The following is a 24,702-nucleotide window of genomic DNA, read 5'->3' as shown; positions in this document are numbered from 1 at the left end:
AGTGCACCCATTCACATGGGGACACTAACACTATTTGTAAATGCTATATTGCTAGGGAAAAATACTGTACCACTTGTTGGTAGTAGTCCCTTCAATCTATCTGATATTGCCCTTTTCTTAGGGTCAAGAGTAAACACAAACTCTCCAAATTTATAATTTAGCTGCTCAATTAGTGGATATGTATTTGTAATATTGTAAATTAGCATCTTCAACCTATCTTTAATGGGCTTTTCTCTTTTTTTATTTTCGTTTTGGATTCTATTTAATTCTTTTTGTAGACTATCAATCTCCATTAAATCATACGCAAGATTTTCAGCAGATTGATTATCCTTAATTTCAAGGTCTGTACAATCAACATATTCTATAAATTCTCTTGCCCAATCAAACTCAACTCCAGAACTATAAAAATCACTCCTTTCTACTAAATCTTCAACAAGTTTTATAAACGTATCCTCGTTAAAATTATGTGCCATTAAGTATTCCTCTCTATAGTTACTATAAATATCTTTTTTCAAATTTATAATTTCTAATTCACATTTATTAACAAATTCAAACACTTTTGATATTAAGGCCTCATCTCTTTTAATCTTACAGTTAATTGGTGCAGCATCTATTAAAAAGAACAAATTACAATACTCAAGCCCAGTGCATGCTAGCTGCATTTGTGCTTGTACATAATATTTGAAAAAATATTTACTGCTTAAAAAATTGCCATTTTTATTGTACTCAGCAATAGCACTACTCATATAATTAGAGTCGCTACTTTTAATCTCTAATAGTTCTAAATCGCCATTATTATTAATAAACCAGCCATCAATTGTTGAGCCCACTAAAGTTTCTGAACTGCCCATTTTTTTGAAATAATTATACTTATCAACTCCGTTGGCATATTTATTTTTATATAAAATATCAATATTATCACCGTATGCTTTAACAAACTCTCTAAATCCTAAATTCTCTAACTCTTTGCCCTTGAGCATATATAAATTTTCTTCAAAAGGTAGACTCATATTAAAATATTTAAGCACTCTGTTTATCATTAAATCTTTCAGCCCCGCACCACCAACAAGAATATTGCCTACTTCACTAGCACCGTATTTATCTAACTTGTTTCTTTGCACACTAAAATCAATATTGCGATTAAATCTAAAACATTCTTGACTACTTATTCCTGGCAATTTCTTGCCTATCTTACTTAATTTACTTTTTTCTTTAATGGGAGAAGATTTTTCCTCAAATATTTCACAACCAGTAAAACTTTGTTGATTAATACTTATCATTTTGAGCTCTCCTTGAATATTTTCTTGTGGATTATTATTGTTTGAAAGATTTTCCATCTTTTTCCTCCTTGTTTGTATTAATAAATATAAGTATATAGCAAAAACTATTTTTGCCAACTTTTTTACAAAAATCTTTACAAAAAAAATAGTTGGGCTTATTTAAATTCTCTTGTCTAAGAACTTAGCTAAACCCAACTTAATTGGATTGTTTTGATAGCAATACACTTTTTTAGCTATTCACATACATATATATAACAAAAACTATTTTTACCAACTTTTTATAACAATTTTTATAAAAAAAAGAGCTTAACTATATTCTCAAACAAAAGAACTTAGTTAAGCCCAAACTAAATCGGATTTATAATAACATATCCCTCCTATAATATTTATAATAATATTATAAATTGTTTTTTGCCAACTTTTTACAGAAATTATTATAATTAATAAAAGCTTTATTAAATTCTCTTGTTAAAGAACTTAATAAAGCTAGGGTTTAACCGAATTCACTTATTAAAATAATTTTAAAAAGCTTTTCAATAATTGAGTATAGTCCAATTTAGAATTAAAATCAATTTGTATTTGTTAAAATAAAAGAACTTATTTAAGTTATCTTGTTAAAAAATTTAAATAAGTTCTACTTTATGAAAAAGCAAAAATTAAGTGTTAATTAATAATACTCTTCATCAATATTATAATGTACCATTTTAAAAATCAAATTATACAATACATCATTATTTGATGTATTGTAAATACCTCATAAATAGGGCATTTAAAATTGGACCTAGAATTGCTGCTGTTATTATCATAAAATGTACTAGTCTGTTACCCATGCTAAGTTTTTGATTCAAACTCTTTTCTACACTATCTATTTTGGTGTTTAAATTAGATATATCTTTTTGCAAACTCTTTTCTACGCTATCTATTTTGGTGTTTAAACTAGATATATCTTTTTGTAAATTCTTTTCTACACTATCTATTTTGGTGTTTAAACTAGATATATCTTTTTGTAAATTCTTTTCTACACTATCTATTTTGATATCTAAACTAGATATATCTTTTTGTAAATTCTTCTCTACACTATCTATTTTAGCATTAAGTTCGTTTTTAACATTATTTATTTTGATATCTAAATTAGATATATCTTTTTGTAAATTCTTCTCTAAATTAATCAATTTCTCTTTTAAAAACTCAAAGTTATAATTATCATTATGAAGAAAAACAAAATCTATTGCCTCTTCGCTAAATCCTATTTCTAAAAATTCGTTTTTTATATTTCCTATGTTAAACGTTCTGTTAGCTAAATTGTTCATACAACCTCCATATTATCCCTTTAATTGTTTATATTCTTTCATAATTATTTTAATTATTTCTTTTTTATCCATAAATAATTTATCTAACAAGAATCCCGTAAATTTAGCATTGCTTTTATAAAAATCATAACTTTCTTGATTTTTAAGTTGAAATCTTAGAGGTTTTATTGGATTTTGTTTAGACTTTTTTAATGTTGGACTTTCTTTATCCTTTATTAAATCAAGAGAATTATGAATGCCATTTTCTATTAAATAATCTTCTTTAAGAATTCCTTCTTGCAACGCAGTTGCTAATTTTAAGTAATTATAAGCTTGACTTCTAGCTATTTTATAATCTTTTATAAAATAGTCAAATTTTTTATATCCATCAATTTTATAATATTGATTATCCTTTATTTCTTTCAAAATTTTGATGCTATCCAATTTATGATATATTTCTTTTCTAAAATTAGCCTTTAATCTATCTTTCAAAGCATTATAATGAGCAATTCTATCTTCATTGGTAATCACTTCTTTTTTACCATCGGGATCTATCCCTGATGCCAAAATTCTTTTATTTAATTCTATTTTCATAAAAAATCTCCTTTATTTCAAAAAAGTCCAGAATCTGGATTTTTTTTATAATAAATTTTTTAATATATCTCAAAAAATTTTGATAATGCTTCTTTATATTCATTAATATAGTCTTTATCCATATTGAATTCATTATTGCCCGCAATTTTTTTGTTTAAATCTTCTCTTTCATGAATAAATCCCAAAAATCTTTCCCTAGATTCAACATATTTTAATAATTCTTTATGAGTATTGTTTTTTTTAAACCTTGTCACAAGAAGAAAAATTGGTATTTTTATTTTTAAATTTTCAATATGAAATTCTAATAAATCTAAACTTTCTATTGCCCATTTTTCTGCCGTCATTGGAACTATTACACAATTGCTAGTTATTAAAGCGTTTGATAAAGTAAAATCTAAACTAGGATTAGTATCTACTACTATATAATCATAATCTTGCTTTAAAAAGATTAAACTATCTTTTAATCTCAACTCTTGATGGGGTATAAATTCATTTGAAAATTTATGCAAAGTTATGTAACTTGGTATTAAATCTAAATTCTCTTTAATATTTACAATTGCATTATTTACATCTAATGTATCTTTTAATACTCTGTATATGTTTTTATTGACAAGATCAATTTTTTGATTTTCAAGTTTTTTACAAAAATAACTGGTAGTAGATGCTTGAGTATCTAGGTCTATTAATAATACTTTATATTTTTGAGCTAATAATGTCGCAAATATTATTGAACTCGTACTTTTCCCAACACCGCCCTTGATTGACGCTATTGTTATTATTTTAGGTTTTTTAGTATCCATTTTATTAACGGTCCTTGTTCCGGGTATTTTTTCCCATAAAATTTATATACTTGTTGTTCTAAATCCGTAAACATACTAAATAAAACTTTGTTGTAATGATTATTTGTTCTTTTTTTATCTAATAATCGATATAGCCCTTTAAAATAGCAAAAAACACTTCCGGCTTTAAATCTAAATTCCATATAATATGCCCTTGCTAATGCATATGCTTTTCTAGCCCCGTTTATTTGATACTTTATTAATGGCTTTTTTATTGGTTTTCTGTAGCCATAAAAAATACCAATAAACTTATCTCCTTCTTTAATTGGGTACAAATGAGTTTCTTCAACAATTCTTTCTCCATTAAATAAGGCCCTCAATGATAGTCTAAATTCATGTTTTTTCTCATAAACTCCAAATTTGTAAATATCCATCATTATTTTTGTATGGTACATTGCTTTACCATTTTCTTTTTCAATCAAAATAAAGCGTTCTTTATTTTGGCATTCAACTTTACATTTACCTTTTTTTACAGTTTCAATAGGTTCTGGTGCAGTTTCCATGTTAAATCCTTATACGGCCTTTATGCTAAATTCTTCTGTGGTTAAAGAATTTTTTTCATTTTTTATTATTTCTGATAATTCAAGATGATATGTACCAAATACTTTATTGTATTCTATTTTCTTTTGGTTATTCAAATATTCTTTTACAATAGGCTTTAGAATTTCAATATTTGTTTCTTTTTTTAGTTGTTCAATAAGGATATTGAAAATATTTTCCTTTAAATTTTGATAATTTTGTTGAGAATTTTCTTTTTTTCTTTTAATCGACTTTTCTAATTTACGCTTTATATTGTTTAAATCGCTATATTTATGATTTTCAATAATAAAATGGGGCTTATATTTGTAATTTTCGTATACTTTTTGTAAATTTATTTCTAATTGTTTAGGATTGTACCCGTTTTCTTCTAATTTTTTCCTAGTGTTGTATAGAATTTCTTTTAATTTTTTTTGTTTTTCTTTCATGCAAGATTTTTTTATATTGAATTTTTTTATTAGGGCAATTTCATTTTGTTTTAAGATATTTATTGCCTCAATCTTAGTATCTTTATCAATATTTAAATACAAAATAGAAAGAGCTTCTTCCGTTTTAAAGTTACAATTATTGAAATAATTTCTTAGTTGATATTTTTCTATTTCTTTAATCTTTCTTTCTTCTTTTATATTATTTTTATTACTTAAACACTCCACTGAATTTACACTACCATTTTTAGAAACATTGTCTTTTAAATGTTTATTAACTCTAGATTTAAATCTAGAGTTTTTTCGTTCTTTAAAGTACTTGTTGATTTTCTGGTAACATTCTTTTTTAGGATACTTTAGCTTATAGTAAATTTCAGTTCCACAATTTACACCTAAGTGTTGGTAGTAATTAGTTGTGACTTTTAATACTTTTTCTAATTTGTAAAGATAATTTTGCATTGTTCTTAGTGTAGTGGGAGCTAGCCCATTTCTTTTTAAATTTTCATTAAAGTAATAGAGTATGTTTTGTTGCGTGTATTTCTTGTCTTTTTTGTTTAGATAATCTAGTGTTGAAGTAAGAGATATTAATTTGTGTTGGTGTTTGTTGTAGCAAGTTGGACTTTTCGCATTATTTAGAAAACCTTTCATATTTTCTCCTTGTTTGAATTATTAATAATTACTATTATAATGCAAAATTTTGATTTAAAAGTAAATACTTTTCTAAAAAAATATTAAATTTTAATTATTAATTTTGTTAAATTAATATAGAAATTTTTAATTCAGTGAAAATATAAATTGATTTTAATTTAAAATTGGGCTACACTACAAACAGCGTAGTTATTTGAACATTTTTCAGTTTTAACTACCTTGTTTGAATTTGCAAAAAAATTTTTAGCACGGGCTTAACTAATTTCTTTAGTAGATAATAGAGAATTTAGCTAAGCCCTATTTTTTTTGTAAAAATTTTTGTAAAAAAGTTGGCAAAAATAGTTTTTGCTATATACTTATATTTATTAATACAAACAAGGAGGAAAAAGATGGAAAATCTTTCAAACAATAATCAAGAAATACAAAATAATATTCAAGCAAAAATAAGCTTCAGAAAAGATATGAAAACCCTAAAAATGAATTTACCAGGGATTGACAAAAGTCTTAAAGGATATGGATATAAATATCAAAATTTCAATGAAATAGTTAGAGAAATTAAAAATGTTATTAAAAAGCACAATTTGGAGCTTGATATTGAGCAATATCCAATTTCTATAGAGGGTCAATATGGCATAGTTGATTATATTAGGACTACATTCTACAGTACAAGTACTGGATATGAATTTTCTTTTGATACGCGAATTCCTACAGAAAATTTACAATGGAACAATGAAAATGGGTCTAAAGTTACAAATACAGTGTATCAGATGTTTGGTTCAGGCATTACTTATGTCAAAAGGTATGCTTTAGTTGCAGCTCTTGGTATAGAAAGTGAAATAGATACTGATGCAGCTCCTATTTACAATAACCACGAAAACGAAAATTCTATGTCTAGCAAGCAAGTTAGTGTTAATCAAAAGCAAGAACAAAAAAGAGAACAAAAACAAGAGATTAATCAAATTCAAAAAAATAACACTATTCAAAACCAGAAAAGAGATATTAAGCAAGAACAAAAAAAAGATAGGCTTTATTATTACGGTGTTTTTAAAGAAGCTTTGTCTAATATAAAAGACTGGGTAAATAGCCCTACAACAAAAGATAATATAAACTCAATTATTCAAAAAATAAGCTTTATTCAGAATATAGACCCCAATAATTTTGATGATATCAAGAAAATTGAATCTGATTTAATCTCGTATTTTGAGAAAAATAGTGATTTTAAAAGCATAAACTATTGGGCCGAGATTATAAAAAACTATTTCAAGAAAAATAATAGATTAAAGGATTTACAAGATTTTGAAAGGTTTATGGGGCTTAAGAGGCCTATTTATGGCCCTAGTCCATTAATATTCTTTAGTATCTTAAAAGAATACGAACGGTTTGATGAGATATTTGCAGCATAGCAAGATTAAAGCCCCCAAATAGGGGGCTAATAGCTATTAGGAACCGTTGCATGTAGTAGTTGCATTGCTTGCACCAAAGCCATCTATTCCCCCTTTAAGAGCTCCCTGAACTACTTGTTTAAATGTATTTTTCTGAACATCCCCATTTTCTTTTCCATTGCATTTATCAAGTTCACTTTTTATATGATCAAGTGCAGATTTTATTTTATCTTCATTGTTTTCTAAAAATTTATCAAATTCTCCAGCATCAGTTAAAGCGGTTTTTAACCAGTCAAGTTGTGTTTTTTGATCATCATTTAGCTTTTCTCTAAGTAGTTCTTCTTTAGATTTAGGTTTTTCTTGTGTTACTTCTTTTTGGGTTAAATCACGTTTTCTCCGGCTTTTTGTTTGTTGGGCATTGTTTTTTAAAGTGTCATTATCATTAGAATTACAGCCGTTTAGCATTAGTAAAAATAAACAAAATAATATGTTGATGATTTTCATTGTTACTCCTTTTTTTATTATTAATATTCACTTAACTAAGTATTAATACTAAATATTGGATAAACAATTATTATTTGAATTGATATGTTTTAAGTGAGGTGGTAGCTATTTGGAAATAAAAGCAAATATTAGCCCTGCTATCATTGTTATAGACATTGCTCCCATAATTCCCAATACCCATTTAAGCATTTCTGAAAGAGACATTAAATTCTTTTCAACATTGTCTATTTTGGCATTTAAATTCTTTTCAACACTATCTATTTTGGCATTTAAATTCTTTTCTACAGTATCAATCTTAGTATTAAGTTCGGTTTTAACACTATCAATCTTAGTATCTAAATTAGATATGTCTTTTTGCAAATTCTTTTCTACATTATCTATCTTGATATCTAAATTAGATATATCTTTTTGTAAATTTTTTTCTACATTATCAATTTTAGTGTTAAGTTCATTTTTGACACCATCTATTTTAGAAACAAGATTATCAAATTTTATATCAAATTGTTTTTCTAAATTTTCTAAATCTCTATATGTTAGCTCATTGTGATAATATCTTTTAGATAAATCTTGTGCTATTAGTTGTTCCATGCCCAGTCTAATAAATTCTTTATATATTTGTTCTTGAGTTACACTTGCAATATTTGTTGACACTGTTTCCATAAAATTTTCCCTTATAGTCATATTATACACTATTTTAGATTAATTGGCTTTAGAGATTTTTATATGTAAAGTAGAATTTCTTGCAAGAAAAACCTTTTTGTAATTTACATTTTTAACTGGGAATATTTATTATAGACTTTTTCCGCTATTGGTTTTGTTTTTTTAATGTACTCTAAATATATGTTGATATTATGTTTTACAGCAGTTATGGAGTGTTCGTCTTTTAGTGTTGATAAATCTGGATAAGGATATTCTGGATAATTTGGGTCATTAACTTTGACTTTTGTTTTAGCTAAAAATGTTACTAGGTACATAACATACTCTGAAAGTTGTGTTTCATATTTAGCTAAAGATTTTAGTGTTGGAATAATTGGCGGTTTTGGCTCTTCTGGTAGGTTGGCAATAGTGGTGCAACATAGTAACAAAACAATTAGCAGACAATGCAATCTTTTAAGCATTTTCACCTCTTTTAAGTATTTTGATATATTCTTTCATGATTTTGTTACGTGTTGCTTTAAGTGAAGTGATAATTCTTTTGCTTTTGTCAGTAGAGATAGCCTCTATTATCTCAATGTTGTATTTTAAAATGTCTTGTATTTCTTCAAATATTTTAGTTGACTCAGCTGTTTCCATAGATTTTAGTGTGCTTATATATGTTTTGTAGAAAAAATCTATTACTTTACTAAAAGTATTAATGTAATTATGATCTATGTTTGTATCAGTTTTAGCTATGTTAGTTAAGCTGGATAGTAAATTAAGTCCTAAACCAATAGTGTTATTTTGCATTATTTGTTCTTTCCTTATAGATAGGTTTTCCTTCCTGATTGAATTTCAGATCATTAGATATTTTGAGATTTTTTTCATCAGAATTAACTAAGTCAATGCATTGATTGATTTTTTCATTTAATGGAGCGAGTGCCGCATTTATTGCTGGGGTTAATGCACTCTCAAGTCTTTCCATATTTGCTGTATAGATTAATTTATAATGAGAATACAGCTCATAAACCAAAAAGAATCCTTTATGTGCAATTTCATCAAATTCATCTTCAAATTTAGAAAATATATCAATAAGGGTTGATAAAGACGTAAGTCCAAGCTCAACATTATCTTTGGATAATTTCATAAGTTAATCTCTTTTTTTAATGTGATTTTTGCCATTACCATTACCATTCTTAAAAATCTTGCCTATTACAATAGTCAATATGTCTTTTAGTAAAGGCTTGAGAAGAATTAATACTCCTAAAACCAGCACTGTTACAAAAATCATTACCGCTATAAGTTTAATTTCGTTTAAATTGATAAGAAGTTCGGTTAATTTAATAGTATCCATTTTTTAATCCTTCATTTTAATTTTTTATTTTTATACGTATATTATATACCAAAATCATAATTTTTGCTAAAAAGTTTACAGTTTTAAAAGATCTGGGACTGGATCTCCATACAAGGAGGCTCTTTTTTGGACATACCATCCTTTATAAATGGGAATTCTGGTGAATAGTCCGCGGGGGCCCGCAATTTCATAAACCCTATTGTATGTAGTTTCATCAGAATACTGAAGTTTTAATGATTTTTTCTGCATCCTATTATCATTGATTTTTACTTGAATTTCAATATCAAGATAAACGGGAGAATTATCGTAACTTTTAGAAAAAATAAGAGTTACATCATCATTGTCTTCCATATTAATAAATATCGCGTTATTCTCATAGTCAGAAGGATAAAGTGTAGTACTTCTAGTTATGCTGCCATAAGCAAGATTTGATGGTACTCCAAGTATATGTTTAGGAACGGGTGTTTTTTGAATAGTATCTGATGAAGGCATTATCAAAAGATGATCACTTCTAGATAAAGTGGCTGATGATATGCTATCTGTAAGGCGTGATTTAATTTTACTAAAAAGGTTAGAAATATTAGTAGAATCGTTGTTAATTAATTTGTCCGTTATTTTAGCATAAATTTTTTCTACAAAATCTTTATCAGCTGCAAGTTCTTCGGCAATTGTAGACTTAATTATCTGCTTAAAATAGTCTAATCCCTCTCCTTTAAATATTTTGTCTTTAGAAGCATCTAAAAAGTTTTTAAAGGTGATAGCATTACTGCTTGCAGCTCCATCATCAAGCAGTAAAAGATCAGTATCGTTAACGGTCGTAACCTTATTTAAATCTTTTATTTGAACCGTTTCTTCTTCATCAATTAGTAATTTTTCTTGATCATCAGCCATAAAACCTCCTTAGTTGTTAAAAGTTATAATATTGTTACCATCTGTATTATTAATTTTGAGAACTCTACCAATAGGAATAATTCTCTTAATAAAAGCATAAATTGAATGATCATAGCCCTTAGGAAGTGAGTTGAATACTAAAGCCTTTTTAGATGCAGCATATCCCGGCTTCTTTTCTCTAAGAATTATCTTTTTTAGTCGTTTTCCTTTCTTAGTGCTAGGCGAAATAAATGTAGTAAAGTTTGTTTTTATTACCCCTTTTAAAGAGATATCAATAACCCCAGCTTCAGGAGTAGTAACTTCAATGTCCACATTTAAAAAGGTCTTGAAAATCAGTCTAAATGACTCGTCAGTGCCAATATGACGTAAAGCAAAAATAACACTATTAATATTGCTTGTAATACTTTGTAAAGTTTGAGTTTTTGCATAAAAGATAGATAAAACTTGAGATATCCATATTGCAATATATCTTGATTTTATATTTTCTATTACATTAATGGATATGAAGTTGGAATTAAGGGACTTAAGTTCATTAAGCAATGCTTGTGCATATTCTGTTTCTGTACGTATAAATTTATGAATTTCGGTGTTTTTGAAAAGATTGGGTATTTTCATATTTGTTAACTATCCAATATCAATAAGCAATCTATCTGTCATATTGAAAAGTAGCATTGTGTCATCATTAATGGCAATATCTTGATTTTTTTTAAAATCGCTATCACCAATTTTTGTAATACTCTCAGTGTCTGTATCTTTAATACAAGCACTTATTTCCATAAACTTAATTCCTTTAACTTCATTAACTGGAGCAAAAAAGTCTTGATATTCAAAGCTAATTCCCATATCAGAATAGTTATTTGAAATAATCCTAGAATAAATGTCCCTAATTTGAGAGTCTATGTTTAAGTAGAGATAGTTTTTAAGGTCAAGTTTATACTTTACTTTCATGTAAACATATTTTCTTTTCCCTAGTGATATTTTATAGGATTTACGTTGTCCAGTTGAATTGAGACCATCAATTTCTATGTCTCCCTCAAGTAAAGTACCACTAGGAGTTGTTAGATATAATGTTTCCCAAAGTTTTGCTTTAAATTCAGGACTATTAATATTAGATTTACTAGTGTCTAGTAAAGTTTCCTTTAGAATTAGATATATGTTGGCTTTACCAGCTGCACTTTTAATATTAGTGTACTCAATCCCATCAAGATTAAGTAAAGCCGTGCGAACCGCACTGTAAGTTGTGCTTTTAGAAGAAATGTGTTCTTCAATAGCAGCCCAATAAGTACCACCTGGTTTCATTTTAGAAAAAAAGAGATTAAGCTCATCAATTATTTCTTCTTCAATTAATGCTAAAGAAGACGCAATAATGTTATAAATTGAGCTTTGATTATCATCAATATTAATCCCATAATTTACACGCAAATATTCTCTTTTCGATCTTACAATATCCTTAATTGTACGTTTTAAAATGCCAAAATCAGAATCAAAAACTATGCTCATAAATTAAACTCCATATTCAAAACATCGCCGGAGAAAAAAAAGGATATATGTGCTTTGTTGTCTTGTATAGTAGTTGAAATATTTATTAAATCTAAGTTAAGCTCTTTAGATATTTCATGAAAATAATTTTTTACAGCGTGAAGATTGTTAATTTTTAACAGCTTTAAAAGCAAGAAATAGTCCAATCCCCAATGAGGAGCATAGCTTAAACTACCCCTTAAGGTTTTTAAAAATATCAAAAATCTTTGTTTTTGTTCATCAATTCCATCAACAAGTGATAAATCGTTATTAAATACCAATTCAAAATTATTGCCTAATCTTAAATCCATACTAGTAATTATACCATATTTAGCAAAAATTACTTAAACAAACTATTAATATCAGAATTAATTTGAGCGGTTGCTATTTTTAAGCTTGATTCGTCAATTACTGAGTCCCCTATAATTTTTATACCATTGATAGCACTAACAATATTATCTAGAATTTTTTTTAAGCTAGTTGTTTGGTTTGCTATTTCAATTTTATTATTCGCTCTAATTTTAACAGTATCAGAGATTAGATTTAAAGTCTTTGGGCTAATTGCACTAAGTATATAAAAATGATGTTTGTCAAAGTGAATATCGTTATTTTTATCAAAAATATTAATGCTTGATTGAAGTAGTAAAACGCAATCACCTTTTGATAGTTCTAAACTGATATTAGAGATATTTTTTGTGTGAATTTCTAAATCTTCAAATTCGGGTATTGTAACAATAGCTTCTTGAGTTTGATGTTTAAACTCCTTTACAGTGCCAATTTTAATTATAAAAATGTTTGAATAAATCCAATTTTTAAGGTCTTCTTGAGCCAATGCCTGGCCATAAAGGCGTTGATTCATTCTGTAAATTTCATAGTCTTCATTCATTCTAATTCTAGTCCCCTTTATTTTTTACGTTTTGTATTAGAATCATCTTCTAACTTTAATATTAATGAACACTCTCCTGTATTGCTAAGCCTTGCACTTGTTTCTTTTATAGTGGTTTTTATCATTTTCCCTAGTCCATCAATAAATGAGACTTTATCTCCAACATTTAACTTATGTGTGAAAAATGTTTTTGCGTTCCAAAATATAAGATTTTTTTTGAGTGTTGTGCCCAAAGTAATTTCTTGTTGTGGTATAAATTCAAGCCCATAGTCTTCTAATGCCTCGTAGTGGACATTTTCCCCCTTTTTTATATAATTAGTAAATATCAGATAGCATTCATATCCCCGTAAACCAGTACCAATATCGGCTATTACGTTATGAACATATGTTCCTTTAATTTTGTCAATAAACTCTTTTGGTGTTGTGGCATAAATATCTTTGTCAATAATTTTAAGACAATCTTTTTCATCCATATTAAGGATATTGCGATTGGGAAATACAGATTCTATTGCCTCCTTCACCGTTTTGCCTTTAAAGTTTTTGCCTTCTTTGCCTGCCAATTCGCGATTGAAGAAATTGCTTTTAGTTAATAAACGAACATCAAGATCTACACTAAAATCCCCACCCGGATAATCAGTGCTCATAGGAGGTCCTAAAGTTCCTGCCATTATGAAATCAAAATTTTTTTCATGAGCAAATTTCTTATAATATATTTTTACTATATCTCCAAATTTAATGTCGTCGGTGAAGTCTAAGGGAAGATTCCAAAGTACGACTTTTGCTTGTTTGGAACTTATAGTATGAATATTTGAATACACGTTGGATATGGAAATATCAATATGAATTCCATCTTGTGTATTGATGATAATTTTAGGAATTTCTTCGGCGAAAGGAATTCCATCAGGTGATTTTTTTGATGTATCTACATTGTAGAACTCAATTTTAAAATCATATTGTAGTAACAGCATTTTTTATCCTTTATATTTTTCCAATGCAAATGTTTTTACTATTTCTATTGATAAACTAACCTCAACTTCGTCAATGAAAGGAGTATCTTTAAACGAAAGACTTGTAATTACAGCTAATTCTTTAAGGCCAAAAGTTGGACTATATATACTAAAAGGGACTTGTGCTTGTATTCTATTGGCTAGTTGTTCTTTTACAAGATGAGCGTCAAAGCGTAGCATAGTATTGCCAAAAACAGTCATTTTGAGTAAAGAAATCATATCCTTATATAAGGATGTTAGTATTCCCCCGTTTAATGATATATGTTCACCAGTCATTACCGGATTGTAGCTTACATATTCCGCTTTTCTATCATAATAATTGATAACTGGTCTTTTAGAACAACTAGTATTATAAGTGCGTGTTATGAGTTCATTTTTTGGTTTTATAAAAAACAATTGAGGAATATATCCAAAACCTTTTAGATCCATTCTAGGAAATAACACTAAAAAATTATCTGCTCCGAAAAGGGCAAATATTTGGGTTATTACATCTCTTATTATTCGAGTAATCTCCCTGATTTCTTTCTTTTCAATATCATTAATTTTTTCCTTGATTTTTTTCTTTTCAATATCATGATTGTTAGTAATTTTATTATTAATATCTATTTTGTTAGCTGCATTGTTAGCAATTTTTTTGTTACTTGTCATAAGTAATTACCTTTTGTAAAAATTATGGTGTGCTGTTAGCATTGTCTTGATTTTGAATTTCTTCTTGTAGTTTTTTTAGAGCCGCACCCTCATCTCCGCCCATCCATCCAGGTAGCATCGATTTTAATTTTGCAAAGAAATAATTAAGATTAAAAATACTTTTAATGCCATTAATTATGGGATTAATAATGTGTGTTTCAAACGCAAAGTCTTTAAAGTAATTAGTTATCTTATTAATGAGGTCAAGTAATGGGTCCAAGACAGTAGTGGTTAAGTTTTGAAGAGTTTGCTCAGCTGAGGCCAAATTACTTTGAATACTCTCAGCATTATTGACTTTTTTTGTAAGGCCGAAAGATTTAAAATCCTCGAACATTTCCATCATCTTGGTAATTCTAGACTCTAGATCTACTTGTGCCCCGCTTTGCCAGGCCATTTTGGCATCTTCTATATATTTGTCTCCAACACCTGACTTCTTTAATAGATCAAAAAGCTCACTTCCATCACCCCCAAGAACACTATTAACAGCCTTTACTGCATCTTCGCTGCTCATAGCACCACTGGATTTAAGCATAGCTGCAAATTCTACTGCGTTTTTCAAATTAGTTTCATTTAACATATCTAAATCCCTTAAAGTACCCTTAAAGACACTTGCTTGATTTAAGAATTCTTCTTTTTCTAGGTCGCGCTCAAATCCCTTCATTCCGCCAATAATCTTTAAAAGACCCTCTTTCTCTTTTGGATCACCATAAAACGCTTTATTGAGAAGTTGTGTTCTTTTTGTTTTGGTGTCTTCTTCAACCGCTTTTTTAGCAAAACCTAAAAGGCCTCCTCCAACTTTACTCATAGCGTTGCTAATGATATTCCCTAGGGCACTACCTATAGCAATTTTGGCAACAAGTCCTTTTCCTTGAGAGGCCGCTAACATTTTACTTTTTGCTTTTGATTCTTTTGCAAGTTCTTTATACTCAAGACGCCTTTTGTCTCTATCAGACATTAAAGATCTTCTGAAAGCCTCTTTTCTAGCTTTCTCAAACCCCATGCCCTGTTTTATAAGTTTTTTAGTTTGTGTAAGTCTATATTTCTCAACACGCTCTCTTAAGCTTTCAAATTTAGATTGTCTACTAAGTTCTTTTTTCTTGTCCGACAAATTATTTTTTACAATATCTTTAGTGCTACCCAAACTAGATTTTTTAGGTTTAAGATATTTTTCCATTTTAGAAATATCTTGTTCAATGGCCTTTTTTGTTGCAGCATGATCAAGAATACCTTTAAATTTAATGGTGAATTTGTCGCTCACTAAGTCCTCACTTGCTTAAAATTAATTCATACAATTCTTTTTCTAATTTAATCTCAGCAAGTCTATTGACTTCTAAAAGCTCGTCATAAGGCAATTTTTTAACCGAGTCGTATGAGCAAATATTCATAATTACTGGAAAATAGTATTTATCGTTCTTAATCTCGTCAAGCAAGTTAAAATATTTTTTTCTAGTCTCATCAAGACTTGCAATAGCTTTATCAATATCTCTATTTCTTTTGTTCATTTAGCAACCAGCTCATTGGAATTTGATGTACTTGATGAAAGTGAAGTGGCTACTTTTTCATAATCAAAATTTTCATTAATATAGTCAAAAGCAACAAAATCACCAACATTATTTTCATACTCACTCAAATATACTAAAGCGGGCTTTTTTAGATCATTGTCTAAATGAAAAGTATTAAATTGTGCAGTGTAAATTATTGCAACAAGATAGTCCTTATAATAAGAAATAAATTCTCTATTTTGATCCAAAATCACATAGAATTCGTCTAAAAATTTTGGACTTATCATTAAGCTTGTGATTTCTCTTAAGTATTTAACCTCATTAAGCTTTAAAACAGCGTCACTTTGATTAAATCCTAGCACTTTATCCCATTCATAGACGGGAAGTACTCTCAGCGGATATTCATAAGTTTTATTTTTAGTTAAAATTTTCATTTTATATCTCATTATCATAATAAGAATCTCCTTTTAAGAGTTGTTTGGTTTAGATTTTTGGCAATTAATAGCCCTAATTTCAAAAGATACTTTTTCGGCCTCAGCAGAATAACTTCTTGAAGGCTCTTCAGTAAAAATTGCATAGTTAGAAATAATTTTGGTAGCAATTCTATCATTGAATGCTAAATCAAGCATTTTATCCTCTTTTCTCACATCCATGTTGTAAAACTGTTCATCAGAAAGTTCAGTTAACAAAATGTAGTCATGACTACCTAGTGTCACTTCAATGTTGAAAACATAAGTTATTGTTTTGGGATCTCTTAAGCTTATTACAGGCATACCTTTATCTTCACTACTAATCACTGCTCTTGTTGTAGGTTCGCTTGTAAGCTCTAGCTTGCCACTATGTAACTGCGTACCACCAATTGAAAAATAAACTTCTCTTAAATCATAAAATTGCATTTTTAGCCCCCCTTTTAAGCACTTAAGCTGTTTTGATAATCAACTATATCTTGAGTAGTAATTACTAAAGCAACAGCATTAATGCTAAAGTTATAAGTAATATTCACGCTAAGTTCTAATTTAAGTTGTGGCGTAGGAGAAAGAGTAAGCCTTAAATTTTTATACTCTATTATCAGTCCTCTATCCACAAACCTTTTCAGTAAACATTCAATTGCTGAAGTATATGCATTGTCTCTAGCTCCACTAAGTTGTAGTGCAGATAATTTGCTATTTTGCCTATTGTTTTTGTTCCAAATTCTAATAAGCTCAATAATCGCTTCGTTTTTTATATAGTGGTATGTAAATTGTTCGTCTATTGCACCTCCAGCTAGGTCAACACCTTCTTTAAAGGCAGGTACACCATCAAGCCCAGTTTCATTAAGAAGTGAATAAAAGTTGATTTTTGCAGTTCGCAACTTTCCAATTACAGTATCATCAACAAGTGGTGTAGCAGCCAGCGGCATGCCATAAGGATTTACAGCATGGAAAATACTAGCTTGATGGAGATATTGACTTATAAATTTAAGGTGTAAATTGTCTTTATTGTTGCTGTAAACAGCAATATTTCTTTCTTTTTCAGTATTGCCTTTATCTTTAAATAGTTCTTTTATTTCTTGTTCTTTAGTCGAGAATACAAAAAAAGTTGAAGGCTTTTTGAATTTATTATAGTCATCTTTGTAAATTTTAAGTCCATCATCTGACGCATCTCCCTCAGTGTTAATAAGTACAACAAAAGTGTGTCTATGTACTTTAAGATAATTTTTTAGCTCTTCAGGCTTATCCTTATAAATGAAAAGATCGGCTGATTTTAACGATTCTTCGCTTGAATTGAAAAAATTTGACATTGCAGTTTTAAGCAGTGTTTTTTCTTTTCCAAACTGATCTTCTCCATTTCCATTCTCTTTTTCTAAAGTTTCAATTTGTTTTTCATAATTATTAACGGTTAAATTCAATATTTTATAGCTAGCAGCATCTTTATTAACTTTGATTTTAGCTGTTTTGTAAACCAAAAGTGGATTATAATAATTAGGCCTACTAGCTTGAATTCTAGAGTCAAGCAAACTTACACTAATTGTATCTTGCGGCAATTTCGTATTCCTCCTTTAAAATTTCAATTGCTTTTACACTAGCATTAAATGCTATAGATGCACTGTATGCATGGTTGCTATATTTTGTGCCTAAATTAATCAGTCCAACTGTTTGCATATTAGATGTTGGGTAAATGTAGAAGTTAATTTTATTAATATAGTCGGGTTGTAGACTGGGCAAATTATACTTATGAGCTTTATTGTGTAGAAAGTCACTAAGCATACTATAAAGCATTAACATGCGTGAATTAGCGTCAAAGTCTTTGGCGTTTAACACTATTGCAATAATATATATTTGAAAATTTATACTAAATTCCAAAGCATTTTCATAAAATACACCGGCTCTATAATTATGATCAAATAGATTTTCTGTACCATCAAATTTCAATGCTATTATATTTGAGCTAGCAGCTGTGATTTTTGAAAGATATGGATGATTGTAGGTATTTATGATATCGCACTCAAAATTATTTTCAGTTGCATATGCCTTAAACCCTTTAAATATTTGGGTTAAATGATTTAATACCATATCTAAAGTGAAAATCATTCAAGTGTTACCTTATAAGTAATCTCTGATAACATTTTGGCTGTATCAACAAGTGGAATTGCTGCAGTGTTACTACCCCTTTTAAACTTACTTTTGATTGTATTAGCCTTTAAGGCTGGAGTGACTTGTGCTGATAGTAGATAATTTTCATAGTATCTTATAAAAGCTTGTCCAATAGCCTCCATTCCCGATTTAGGGTCAAGATTAAACTTAGAATTTATATAGCTATTATTGATATATTCTCTAAACTCAGAACTACTAGCAATTTTGGTTAAATGTTTTCTTGCTGGTAAATTGCTACTCCCTTTTTCATGCATTTTAGCAATACCTGCACGACCACCAAACCACCCAATTTCCAATTCCATTTTAAATTCTAGTTTGTCCATATAAATTCCTTTAAAACCAAAGTAAAATATCCTATTGAAGAGTCAATACTAAATATTTCAAAGTAAACTAAATCTGCAATTGATATTCGGTCTTTTGGTTCATAGTTAAGGTCTTGATATGTGTAAAGTTTGGAATATCCTTGAATATCAGACATATCAGAATCATAAAGAATTGCAAGTTCTTGTGGCTTTATGTCAATAATAACTCCTGCAAATTCAATGTACTTAGTTTTATCAAATACTCTCTGATAAGAAGAATCATTTTCAAGCTTTACAACAGTACCTTTATAAAACTTTAAGGGTTTAGGATCCTTAAATACGTTGATCATGCGAAATGACATATCAGAAAGTCTTTTCCTAACACCATTCATTAGACAACCCCCACACAAGATGGCGTTGAAGTTTCTCTTTTTAGTTTTTCTAAAAATGCATCAAGTTGTGAACAAAAATTCTTGTTTGAGCCACAACTCCCCTCGCCGCCTTCTTCGCCTCCACTGCTACTAGGATAATAATCAAGTTCAAGTTCATTGAATTTCTCTTTTTTGATCCTATCAAATTCAAATTCTCGAACAACTCCCTGTTTTCTTAATTGGCAGCCCATATGGTAGAAAGTAAGTAAAAATATTTGTTCATACGTCAGTGAACTGGCATCAATACCGCGTGTTACTAGAATAGCTTGAAGTAAGGATAAATGAAGTAGAAAATTTTGCCTGCTTAGTGCAAATTTGTCTATTCCTAATAGCAATAACACTTCTGAATGGAGTTTTGTTACTAAAAGTTCTTCTTCTCCTGCAACTTGTGCTTGTAAGCTTTCTTGTTCACTCATTTTCACTTACCTTATACTTTTAACTTTGCTTTATGTTAACTTGCAAAATAGTTTTTCTAGTAGCAAGTAGACCGCCTAAAACAAAATCAATGTATGAATGAGCTACATCGGTTGAGTCTTTATCAACTTGTTCATTCGGTGTAGGTAGCATATACTTGCTAGGTTTAAATTTAATAAGTTCAGAATTTAGTGGATAAATGAGTATTTTATGTTTCAGCAAGTTTGAAGTTTCAATGTAAACATCTTCTCTATTATTAATAGCCTTAATAGTTTGAATTAAAACATCTTCCCATTTTTCACAACTACTTGCTGCACCCTGTGCTGCTGCGTATGGTTTTACTAGTTTAAGTGACGTTGCTGGGTCAACTATTACCATCATCGGGGTGGAAAATTCGTCGCCCAGTTCTAACTTTGAAAGTCCAGCCTCAATCTTTTCAAAGATTTTATCCATTTTATCTTTATCACCACTAGCAACCTCTTCTTTTATCTGCTCGGGCATATTAAGCAGCCCATACATATTTGGAAGCAGGCGTTTTTGATTTTTCCCATCTTTTTGAATCGAAACAGTCCCGGTTAATACAAAGTGATTAATAAGTTTAATAATTTCACTACTTGCAAGCTTATACGCTTGAGCAAAAGGAAGTAAATTATTATTAATGTCCCCAATATATGAATCTGAAGTATAAAATTTCTCAGAAGTCTGCTTTAAATGTCTGAATTTATACTGTAATTTCAAATAATTAAGTCTTACCACTTCAGAACTAAATCCAATAGTTGAGATAGTATTAACCTCATTGGCAATTGTTGTAGGATTAGCATTTAAAAACGCGTCCCATTTTACGGTTTTTTGATATCCCATTTGTAGATCAACATCTTCAATTTGATCGGGCGAAAACCATTTATACATAATAGGATCTTTAACTTCTCCTATGATATTTGCCACAGCTTTTGCATAATAATTTTCATCAAATAATTCCATATTAAATCCTCCCAAATATTATTAATTTCTACTCATAGCTTTATTTCCAAATACAGCTACTTTTACTAAATAAACCTCATTGCTAATTTGTTTTGCATCAGTCAATGCTGTTGCATTAATAGTTGCTTTATTTGGTGCTCCAGTCACCTTTTCAAGAGCACCGTCTTTATTAAAAATAAGTTTATCTTTTACTTTAACCGTAGAATCTTTTGCCACTAAATAGCCCTCAAAATTATTGGTAATTGGCACAATAGTAGCTGTTTTACTAAACTCATCTATGTCAATGCATATTCCATATAAGTCTTCACCTCCACCAGCCTCAACATGTGGCTCATAGTGACTTTGATTATCTTGAGCCTCTTGAATAACTCTTTTTACTCCACGCTTGTACGGATACCCCAAAAATGGATGATTTTCCAATTTGTCAAACTTACTAGTTCTAGTGCCTCCAGAAGCAAAAAATTCTACATTTTTGTCTCTAAATTCATTAGAATTGCTAAGCAAACTAGCGTCATGTTGGGGATTTTTCATAAACTTTTCCAGTTTACTTCTTTTCTCTTGATACTCTTTTACTAATTGCGTTGTATCTCCCATTTATTTACCTCCTTTTATTCGCCCAAAGTTTAACCACCATCAGGATTTACTGTTTTCTCAAGGCCTCTATTTCCAAAAATTGCAACTTTTATCAAATTAATAGAATACTCTTGCCTAGGATATCTATTTTGATCTTGATTTCCATCTTCGGGTGCAAAATTGATTGTAAATGAATCAGATAGAGCATATATGTTAATTGCGGTTGGTGGCCCACCTCCGGCCTTGATAATAACACCGTTATTATTTATGTCTAGTATTTCTCCTATTTTTATACTTGGATTCCTTGTAACAAGATACCCTTCAAAATTGTTAGTAATTGGCAATACATATGCAGTACAACTAAACTCACATACATCTACACATATCCCATACATATCAGTATCAGCTCCAACTTCAACATATATAGAGTTCTCTTTTGGAACAAGTTTAACGCCGCGTTTGTATGGAAAACTATTCGCTGGATCGTAAAGGTATTCCTCTATTTTGTCTGTATAACTTGAACATGCAAATGAATATGCATCAACTCGCTCATTCTTGGATTTAAAACAGCCACTTGAACTGCTAAAAACCTTATTTTCAATTGAACTCATTGATTTTGAATATTTTTTAAATTTTAAAAGAACATCATCAAGCTCGCTAATTGACTCCAAATAGGGATCTTCCCCTTGTACGTCCTCAGCTTGTCTTGCTTGCCGTTTAGCTCTAGGAGCAGCGGAAACTTGTGCCCCTAAATCTACCTGTGGGTCCTCAACAGCCTCAAGATTTTCTACTTGCATGTTGCCTTTTAAAGCCATAATTTATTACCCTTTTATTGCTCTATTCCCAAATACACTAGCAAGCACTATAAATAAATCTTCAGTTAATTTGTGTGCCTTTGAAAGTGCTATTGCATTAACAGATTTTTGAGCCCCAGTGACCTTTTCAAGTTCCCCATGTTGGTTAAAATTTAATTTATCTCCTGGATTTACACCATTTTGTCCATCTTTCTTTAGCGTTAAATACCCAGTAAAGTTATTTGTAATTGGTATAACAGTTGCCATACCGCTAAACTCATCTATATCGGAACACACTCCATATAAATCGTCTCCACCACCAGCCTCAACTTCTAGTTCGGTTGTTCCATCTCCAAAACTAAGCTTAACACCCCGTTTATACGGATACCCTTTAGCAGGGTAATTCTCTATTTTGTCTTTACTGCTAGTGCAAACCCCACCAGAATTGGAAAAAATTAGATTTTGGTCTCTAAAATCAATAGAATTGCTAAGCAATCCTGAGTCTTGTTGGGGATTTTTCATTAATGCTTGAATTTCTGCAACTTTCTTATCAAATTCTTGTTTAATTTTTGTTATATCACTCATTTAAAAACTCCTTTAGGCAATACTTGTTCTTTTATGTCTTTTTAGATTTTCATAAAATTGAATTCGTCTTTGCTTGTATGTATTACTTATCGCTTGTACAAATTCTGTGAAATTAATAGGTACAAAATTAGAATCAAGCAAACTTGCTCTTTCTTCTGATTTAATAGCAATATTCCCCTTAATAGAGTCAACAGAAGAAGAACTGCTACTCGCATTTTTTCTTAATTTAATATTCACTTTTGCTAAAGAAACAAGTTGCTCTAATATCTCTCCATCGATATGACTTATGTCTGATACTTTGGCAATAGCTTTAATTTGCTCAATTGGAACGAACTTGCGTACAAGTTCTCTACGTTGTGCTTGCATAATGTCTTTTAATGTATATCCTTTTGCAAGTAGCACCTCTTTGTTAAAATGATTGCTAAGATGTGCTTTTGCAAGTGTATCAATTTCATTAATTCGCTCAGCCTCTAGTAACAATTGCTTTTCAATACGCTCCCGCTCTTCAACTTCTGCAAGTTCTTTTGTTATTCGTTCATTTATACTTAAATCTCGACTTGTCTCTTTGGATTTACTATTTGCCTGCTCTTTAAAACGCATGTACTCTTCAAATTCCTGCACACTGATAACTTTAGTATCAGCCTTAATTTGCTGCTCTTCTTTATCTTGTGCCTGCAGGTCTTCTTTTTCTTCTTTCTCAGTCATCTTTTAACTCCTTTTCTCAAAATGAGAATAATTTCTCTTTTAACATCGCTAGCTCCTCATTATTAAATGAGCTACTTTGTATAAGCTGGTTATATTTACTGTAAAGCTCAATTAGCTTTATATCTCTTTCCACTTTTTGTTCTTCACTTAACATAATCAGAGAATTAAACTTCATATCAAGCCCAAAATACTTTGTAAGTTTTAAATTACAAGAGTTCTCAACTTGTTCTTGTACACCTTTGAGAAAATCGTAATAATTACTCCTATCACCTTTACCATCATTTCCTAGTCCTTTAGCCTGCTCATTAAAACTTCTGGTTAAGGGCTCTTTAGTATCTGCACCAATTTTTGCCTTAATTAATGCTAAAGCCTCCTTTAAGTAGCTAAGATCGTATTTAATAACCTCTAAACTAGCACTAGGGGTGGCCGTATAAAACATTCCCTCATTATTTAGATTGCTTTTTAGCCTAGCAAGCTCCTGTGATAATGAGTCATTAAGGTTTCTTAAATTAGAAATATCTTTACTATGATTGTTTGAATTTTGTTTTCTCAAAAAAGAAGATAAAATGCCACTTCCCCTATCATTATTGCTCTGAGTAAGTGCACTTAAAGAAGTTGTTGCACTAGAGAGTGCGTCTTGTAGTTGTACTAAAGATTCATCTTTATAAAACAAGAAATTGTGGTTTTCAATACGTCTTTCTATTTCTACGTATATCTTTTCAAATAAATAAATATCTAGTAAAAAGCTTTCGGTATAACACGGAACATATCTTTTTAAGATATAATCAAAGTTTTCATATATGATAAGTCGACTTTTATGTATTTTAACTGCGTCTAAAGAATTGTTCTTATTGTTGGATTTTACTTTATAGGTTATATGATCAAAATCAACTCCCAAATCTCTTACATATTCATAATCAAGGTATTCAAAACCAATAGGTAATTCTATATTAACGGGTTGTTCGAGATCTATTAGGGTATCTTTGGTTTTTACTAAAACATAGCCAATCCCATGAAAACGGTAGCTTATAATACAATTAAGCAGAGCATTCTTAAGCTGTACCTTTAACCTAGCAAGTTCAACCTCACTAACATTGTGGGCAGCACTCTCAAGAATAAGTCCGTTCTTGAGACAATCTTCTGCTACATTTTCAATGTAATTTCTAAAAAATATTGAGTATTTGTATAGTTCTAGTGAACTTATTTTATCTATTAGTTTTGTTTTTCTTAAATCACACACCTTTTTACTTCTCTTTATTAAATTAGATGTATGATAGCAAAAACTAATATTTTTGTCAATAAAAT

Annotated in this window: 35 protein-coding genes; 1 reads left to right on the top strand and 34 read right to left on the bottom strand. The window is 29.4% G+C overall.

Annotation, left to right across the window (positions count from 1 at the left end; all coding sequences use genetic code 11):
- Positions 1–11: 11 nt before the first annotated feature.
- From BB_RS07070 to BB_RS07045, 6 genes are all read right to left on the bottom strand, one after another.
- Complete coding sequence (locus BB_RS07070; protein WP_010883863.1) at positions 12–1,337, bottom strand: DUF244 domain-containing protein; 1,326 nt, start codon at positions 1,335–1,337, stop codon at positions 12–14.
- Positions 1,338–2,011: 674 nt separating this feature from the next.
- Positions 2,012–2,590 (bottom strand): Bdr family repetitive protein, encoded by a 579-nt coding sequence (gene bdr, locus BB_RS07065; protein ID WP_010883862.1) that lies wholly within the window; start codon positions 2,588–2,590, stop codon positions 2,012–2,014.
- A gap of 12 nt (positions 2,591–2,602) precedes the next feature.
- Positions 2,603–3,163, bottom strand: coding sequence for a chromosome replication/partitioning protein (locus BB_RS07060; RefSeq protein WP_010257492.1), 561 nt, complete (start codon positions 3,161–3,163; stop codon positions 2,603–2,605).
- A 59-nt stretch (positions 3,164–3,222) separates the two neighbouring features.
- Positions 3,223–3,963 (bottom strand): ParA family protein, encoded by a 741-nt coding sequence (locus BB_RS07055; RefSeq protein WP_010883861.1) that lies wholly within the window; start codon positions 3,961–3,963, stop codon positions 3,223–3,225.
- The gene (locus tag BB_RS07050) at positions 3,939–4,505 is read right to left on the bottom strand and encodes a DUF226 domain-containing protein (RefSeq protein ID WP_010883860.1); all 567 of its coding nucleotides are present in this window, start codon (positions 4,503–4,505) and stop codon (positions 3,939–3,941) included. The genes BB_RS07055 and BB_RS07050 overlap by 25 nt, the downstream gene beginning before the upstream one ends.
- A gap of 9 nt (positions 4,506–4,514) precedes the next feature.
- Positions 4,515–5,612: a plasmid maintenance protein gene (locus BB_RS07045; RefSeq protein WP_010883859.1), complete on the bottom strand. Its 1,098-nt coding sequence runs from the start codon at positions 5,610–5,612 to the stop codon at positions 4,515–4,517.
- 389 nt (positions 5,613–6,001) lie between these two features.
- On the opposite strand from BB_RS07045, the gene BB_RS07040 reads away from it, so the two are divergent.
- Positions 6,002–7,015 (top strand): ERF family protein, encoded by a 1,014-nt coding sequence (locus tag BB_RS07040; protein ID WP_010883872.1) that lies wholly within the window; start codon positions 6,002–6,004, stop codon positions 7,013–7,015.
- A gap of 36 nt (positions 7,016–7,051) precedes the next feature.
- Here the strand turns inward: BB_RS07040 and BB_RS07035 are convergent, their stop codons facing one another.
- The 28 genes from BB_RS07035 to BB_RS06900 form a co-directional block, all read right to left on the bottom strand.
- Complete coding sequence (locus BB_RS07035) at positions 7,052–7,498, bottom strand: Mlp family lipoprotein (RefSeq protein ID WP_010883871.1); 447 nt, start codon at positions 7,496–7,498, stop codon at positions 7,052–7,054.
- Positions 7,499–7,603: 105 nt separating this feature from the next.
- Positions 7,604–8,158, bottom strand: coding sequence for a Bdr family repetitive protein (gene bdr / locus BB_RS07030; protein WP_010883870.1), 555 nt, complete (start codon positions 8,156–8,158; stop codon positions 7,604–7,606).
- A 104-nt stretch (positions 8,159–8,262) separates the two neighbouring features.
- Complete coding sequence (locus tag BB_RS07025; protein WP_010883869.1) at positions 8,263–8,616, bottom strand: BBA14 family lipoprotein; 354 nt, start codon at positions 8,614–8,616, stop codon at positions 8,263–8,265.
- Positions 8,609–8,944 (bottom strand): BlyB family putative holin accessory protein, encoded by a 336-nt coding sequence (locus BB_RS07020; protein WP_002658486.1) that lies wholly within the window; start codon positions 8,942–8,944, stop codon positions 8,609–8,611. The genes BB_RS07025 and BB_RS07020 overlap by 8 nt, the downstream gene beginning before the upstream one ends.
- On the bottom strand, positions 8,934–9,281 hold the full coding sequence (locus BB_RS07015) for a BlyB family putative holin accessory protein (RefSeq protein WP_010883868.1): 348 nt from the start codon (positions 9,279–9,281) through the stop codon (positions 8,934–8,936). Before BB_RS07015 ends, BB_RS07020 begins: the two co-directional genes overlap by 11 nt.
- A 3-nt stretch (positions 9,282–9,284) precedes the next feature.
- Positions 9,285–9,488, bottom strand: a complete 204-nt coding sequence (blyA, locus tag BB_RS07010; RefSeq protein ID WP_002658481.1) for a holin BlyA — start codon at positions 9,486–9,488, stop codon at positions 9,285–9,287.
- 75 nt (positions 9,489–9,563) lie between these two features.
- On the bottom strand, positions 9,564–10,379 hold the full coding sequence (locus tag BB_RS07005; protein WP_010883727.1) for a DUF685 domain-containing protein: 816 nt from the start codon (positions 10,377–10,379) through the stop codon (positions 9,564–9,566).
- 9 nt (positions 10,380–10,388) lie between these two features.
- Positions 10,389–10,994 (bottom strand): DUF735 family protein, encoded by a 606-nt coding sequence (locus BB_RS07000; RefSeq protein ID WP_002658699.1) that lies wholly within the window; start codon positions 10,992–10,994, stop codon positions 10,389–10,391.
- A 9-nt stretch (positions 10,995–11,003) separates the two neighbouring features.
- Complete coding sequence (locus tag BB_RS06995; protein ID WP_010883867.1) at positions 11,004–11,879, bottom strand: DUF276 domain-containing protein; 876 nt, start codon at positions 11,877–11,879, stop codon at positions 11,004–11,006.
- A complete protein-coding gene (locus tag BB_RS06990) occupies positions 11,876–12,208 on the bottom strand; it encodes a DUF2634 domain-containing protein (protein WP_002658459.1) in 333 nt (110 codons plus the stop codon). Before BB_RS06990 ends, BB_RS06995 begins: the two co-directional genes overlap by 4 nt.
- Before the next feature lie 29 nt (positions 12,209–12,237).
- Positions 12,238–12,783 (bottom strand): DUF777 family protein, encoded by a 546-nt coding sequence (locus BB_RS06985; protein ID WP_010883748.1) that lies wholly within the window; start codon positions 12,781–12,783, stop codon positions 12,238–12,240.
- A gap of 17 nt (positions 12,784–12,800) precedes the next feature.
- Positions 12,801–13,751 (bottom strand): DUF693 family protein, encoded by a 951-nt coding sequence (locus BB_RS06980; RefSeq protein ID WP_010883747.1) that lies wholly within the window; start codon positions 13,749–13,751, stop codon positions 12,801–12,803.
- A 3-nt stretch (positions 13,752–13,754) separates the two neighbouring features.
- A complete protein-coding gene (locus BB_RS06975) occupies positions 13,755–14,438 on the bottom strand; it encodes a DUF792 family protein (RefSeq protein ID WP_010883746.1) in 684 nt (227 codons plus the stop codon).
- Positions 14,439–14,460: 22 nt separating this feature from the next.
- A complete protein-coding gene (locus BB_RS06970) occupies positions 14,461–15,735 on the bottom strand; it encodes a DUF759 family protein (protein ID WP_010883745.1) in 1,275 nt (424 codons plus the stop codon).
- 7 nt (positions 15,736–15,742) lie between these two features.
- The gene (locus tag BB_RS06965; protein ID WP_002658671.1) at positions 15,743–15,979 is read right to left on the bottom strand and encodes a DUF1322 family protein; all 237 of its coding nucleotides are present in this window, start codon (positions 15,977–15,979) and stop codon (positions 15,743–15,745) included.
- Positions 15,976–16,431, bottom strand: coding sequence for a DUF1473 family protein (locus BB_RS06960; protein ID WP_002658668.1), 456 nt, complete (start codon positions 16,429–16,431; stop codon positions 15,976–15,978). Before BB_RS06960 ends, BB_RS06965 begins: the two co-directional genes overlap by 4 nt.
- 15 nt (positions 16,432–16,446) lie before the next feature.
- The gene (locus tag BB_RS06955) at positions 16,447–16,875 is read right to left on the bottom strand and encodes a DUF1463 domain-containing protein (protein ID WP_002658441.1); all 429 of its coding nucleotides are present in this window, start codon (positions 16,873–16,875) and stop codon (positions 16,447–16,449) included.
- Positions 16,876–16,889: 14 nt separating this feature from the next.
- A complete protein-coding gene (locus BB_RS06950; RefSeq protein ID WP_010883744.1) occupies positions 16,890–18,002 on the bottom strand; it encodes a DUF787 family protein in 1,113 nt (370 codons plus the stop codon).
- Complete coding sequence (locus tag BB_RS06945) at positions 17,983–18,549, bottom strand: DUF764 family protein (RefSeq protein WP_010883726.1); 567 nt, start codon at positions 18,547–18,549, stop codon at positions 17,983–17,985. The genes BB_RS06950 and BB_RS06945 overlap by 20 nt, the downstream gene beginning before the upstream one ends.
- Positions 18,546–18,935 carry a hypothetical protein gene (locus tag BB_RS06940; RefSeq protein ID WP_002658432.1) on the bottom strand — a complete coding sequence of 130 codons (390 nt, stop codon included), beginning with the start codon at positions 18,933–18,935 and terminating at the stop codon, positions 18,546–18,548. The genes BB_RS06945 and BB_RS06940 overlap by 4 nt, the downstream gene beginning before the upstream one ends.
- Complete coding sequence (locus BB_RS06935) at positions 18,923–19,306, bottom strand: DUF1506 family protein (RefSeq protein ID WP_002658662.1); 384 nt, start codon at positions 19,304–19,306, stop codon at positions 18,923–18,925. Before BB_RS06935 ends, BB_RS06940 begins: the two co-directional genes overlap by 13 nt.
- Positions 19,306–19,761, bottom strand: a complete 456-nt coding sequence (locus tag BB_RS06930) for a DUF3890 domain-containing protein (RefSeq protein ID WP_002658643.1) — start codon at positions 19,759–19,761, stop codon at positions 19,306–19,308. The genes BB_RS06935 and BB_RS06930 overlap by 1 nt, the downstream gene beginning before the upstream one ends.
- Positions 19,762–19,780: 19 nt before the next feature.
- Positions 19,781–20,740, bottom strand: coding sequence for a hypothetical protein (locus BB_RS06925; protein WP_002658423.1), 960 nt, complete (start codon positions 20,738–20,740; stop codon positions 19,781–19,783).
- Between the two features lie 21 nt (positions 20,741–20,761).
- Positions 20,762–21,334: a DUF228 domain-containing protein gene (locus tag BB_RS06920; RefSeq protein WP_044283624.1), complete on the bottom strand. Its 573-nt coding sequence runs from the start codon at positions 21,332–21,334 to the stop codon at positions 20,762–20,764.
- Between the two features lie 29 nt (positions 21,335–21,363).
- Positions 21,364–22,128, bottom strand: a complete 765-nt coding sequence (locus tag BB_RS06915) for a DUF228 domain-containing protein (RefSeq protein WP_010883743.1) — start codon at positions 22,126–22,128, stop codon at positions 21,364–21,366.
- A gap of 6 nt (positions 22,129–22,134) precedes the next feature.
- Entirely contained in the window at positions 22,135–22,692 is a 558-nt protein-coding gene (locus BB_RS06910) for a DUF228 domain-containing protein (RefSeq protein WP_002658736.1), read from the bottom strand.
- Positions 22,693–22,704: 12 nt separating this feature from the next.
- A complete protein-coding gene (locus tag BB_RS06905; RefSeq protein ID WP_002658634.1) occupies positions 22,705–23,397 on the bottom strand; it encodes a DUF1357 domain-containing protein in 693 nt (230 codons plus the stop codon).
- A gap of 16 nt (positions 23,398–23,413) precedes the next feature.
- Positions 23,414–24,637, bottom strand: a complete 1,224-nt coding sequence (locus tag BB_RS06900; RefSeq protein WP_010257444.1) for a phage portal protein — start codon at positions 24,635–24,637, stop codon at positions 23,414–23,416.
- Positions 24,638–24,702: the final 65 nt, after the last annotated feature.

Source organism: Borreliella burgdorferi B31, from assembly GCF_000008685.2.
Classification (GTDB): Bacteria; Spirochaetota; Spirochaetia; order Borreliales; family Borreliaceae; genus Borreliella; species Borreliella burgdorferi.
This window is presented reverse-complemented; position numbering and strand designations above follow the sequence as displayed.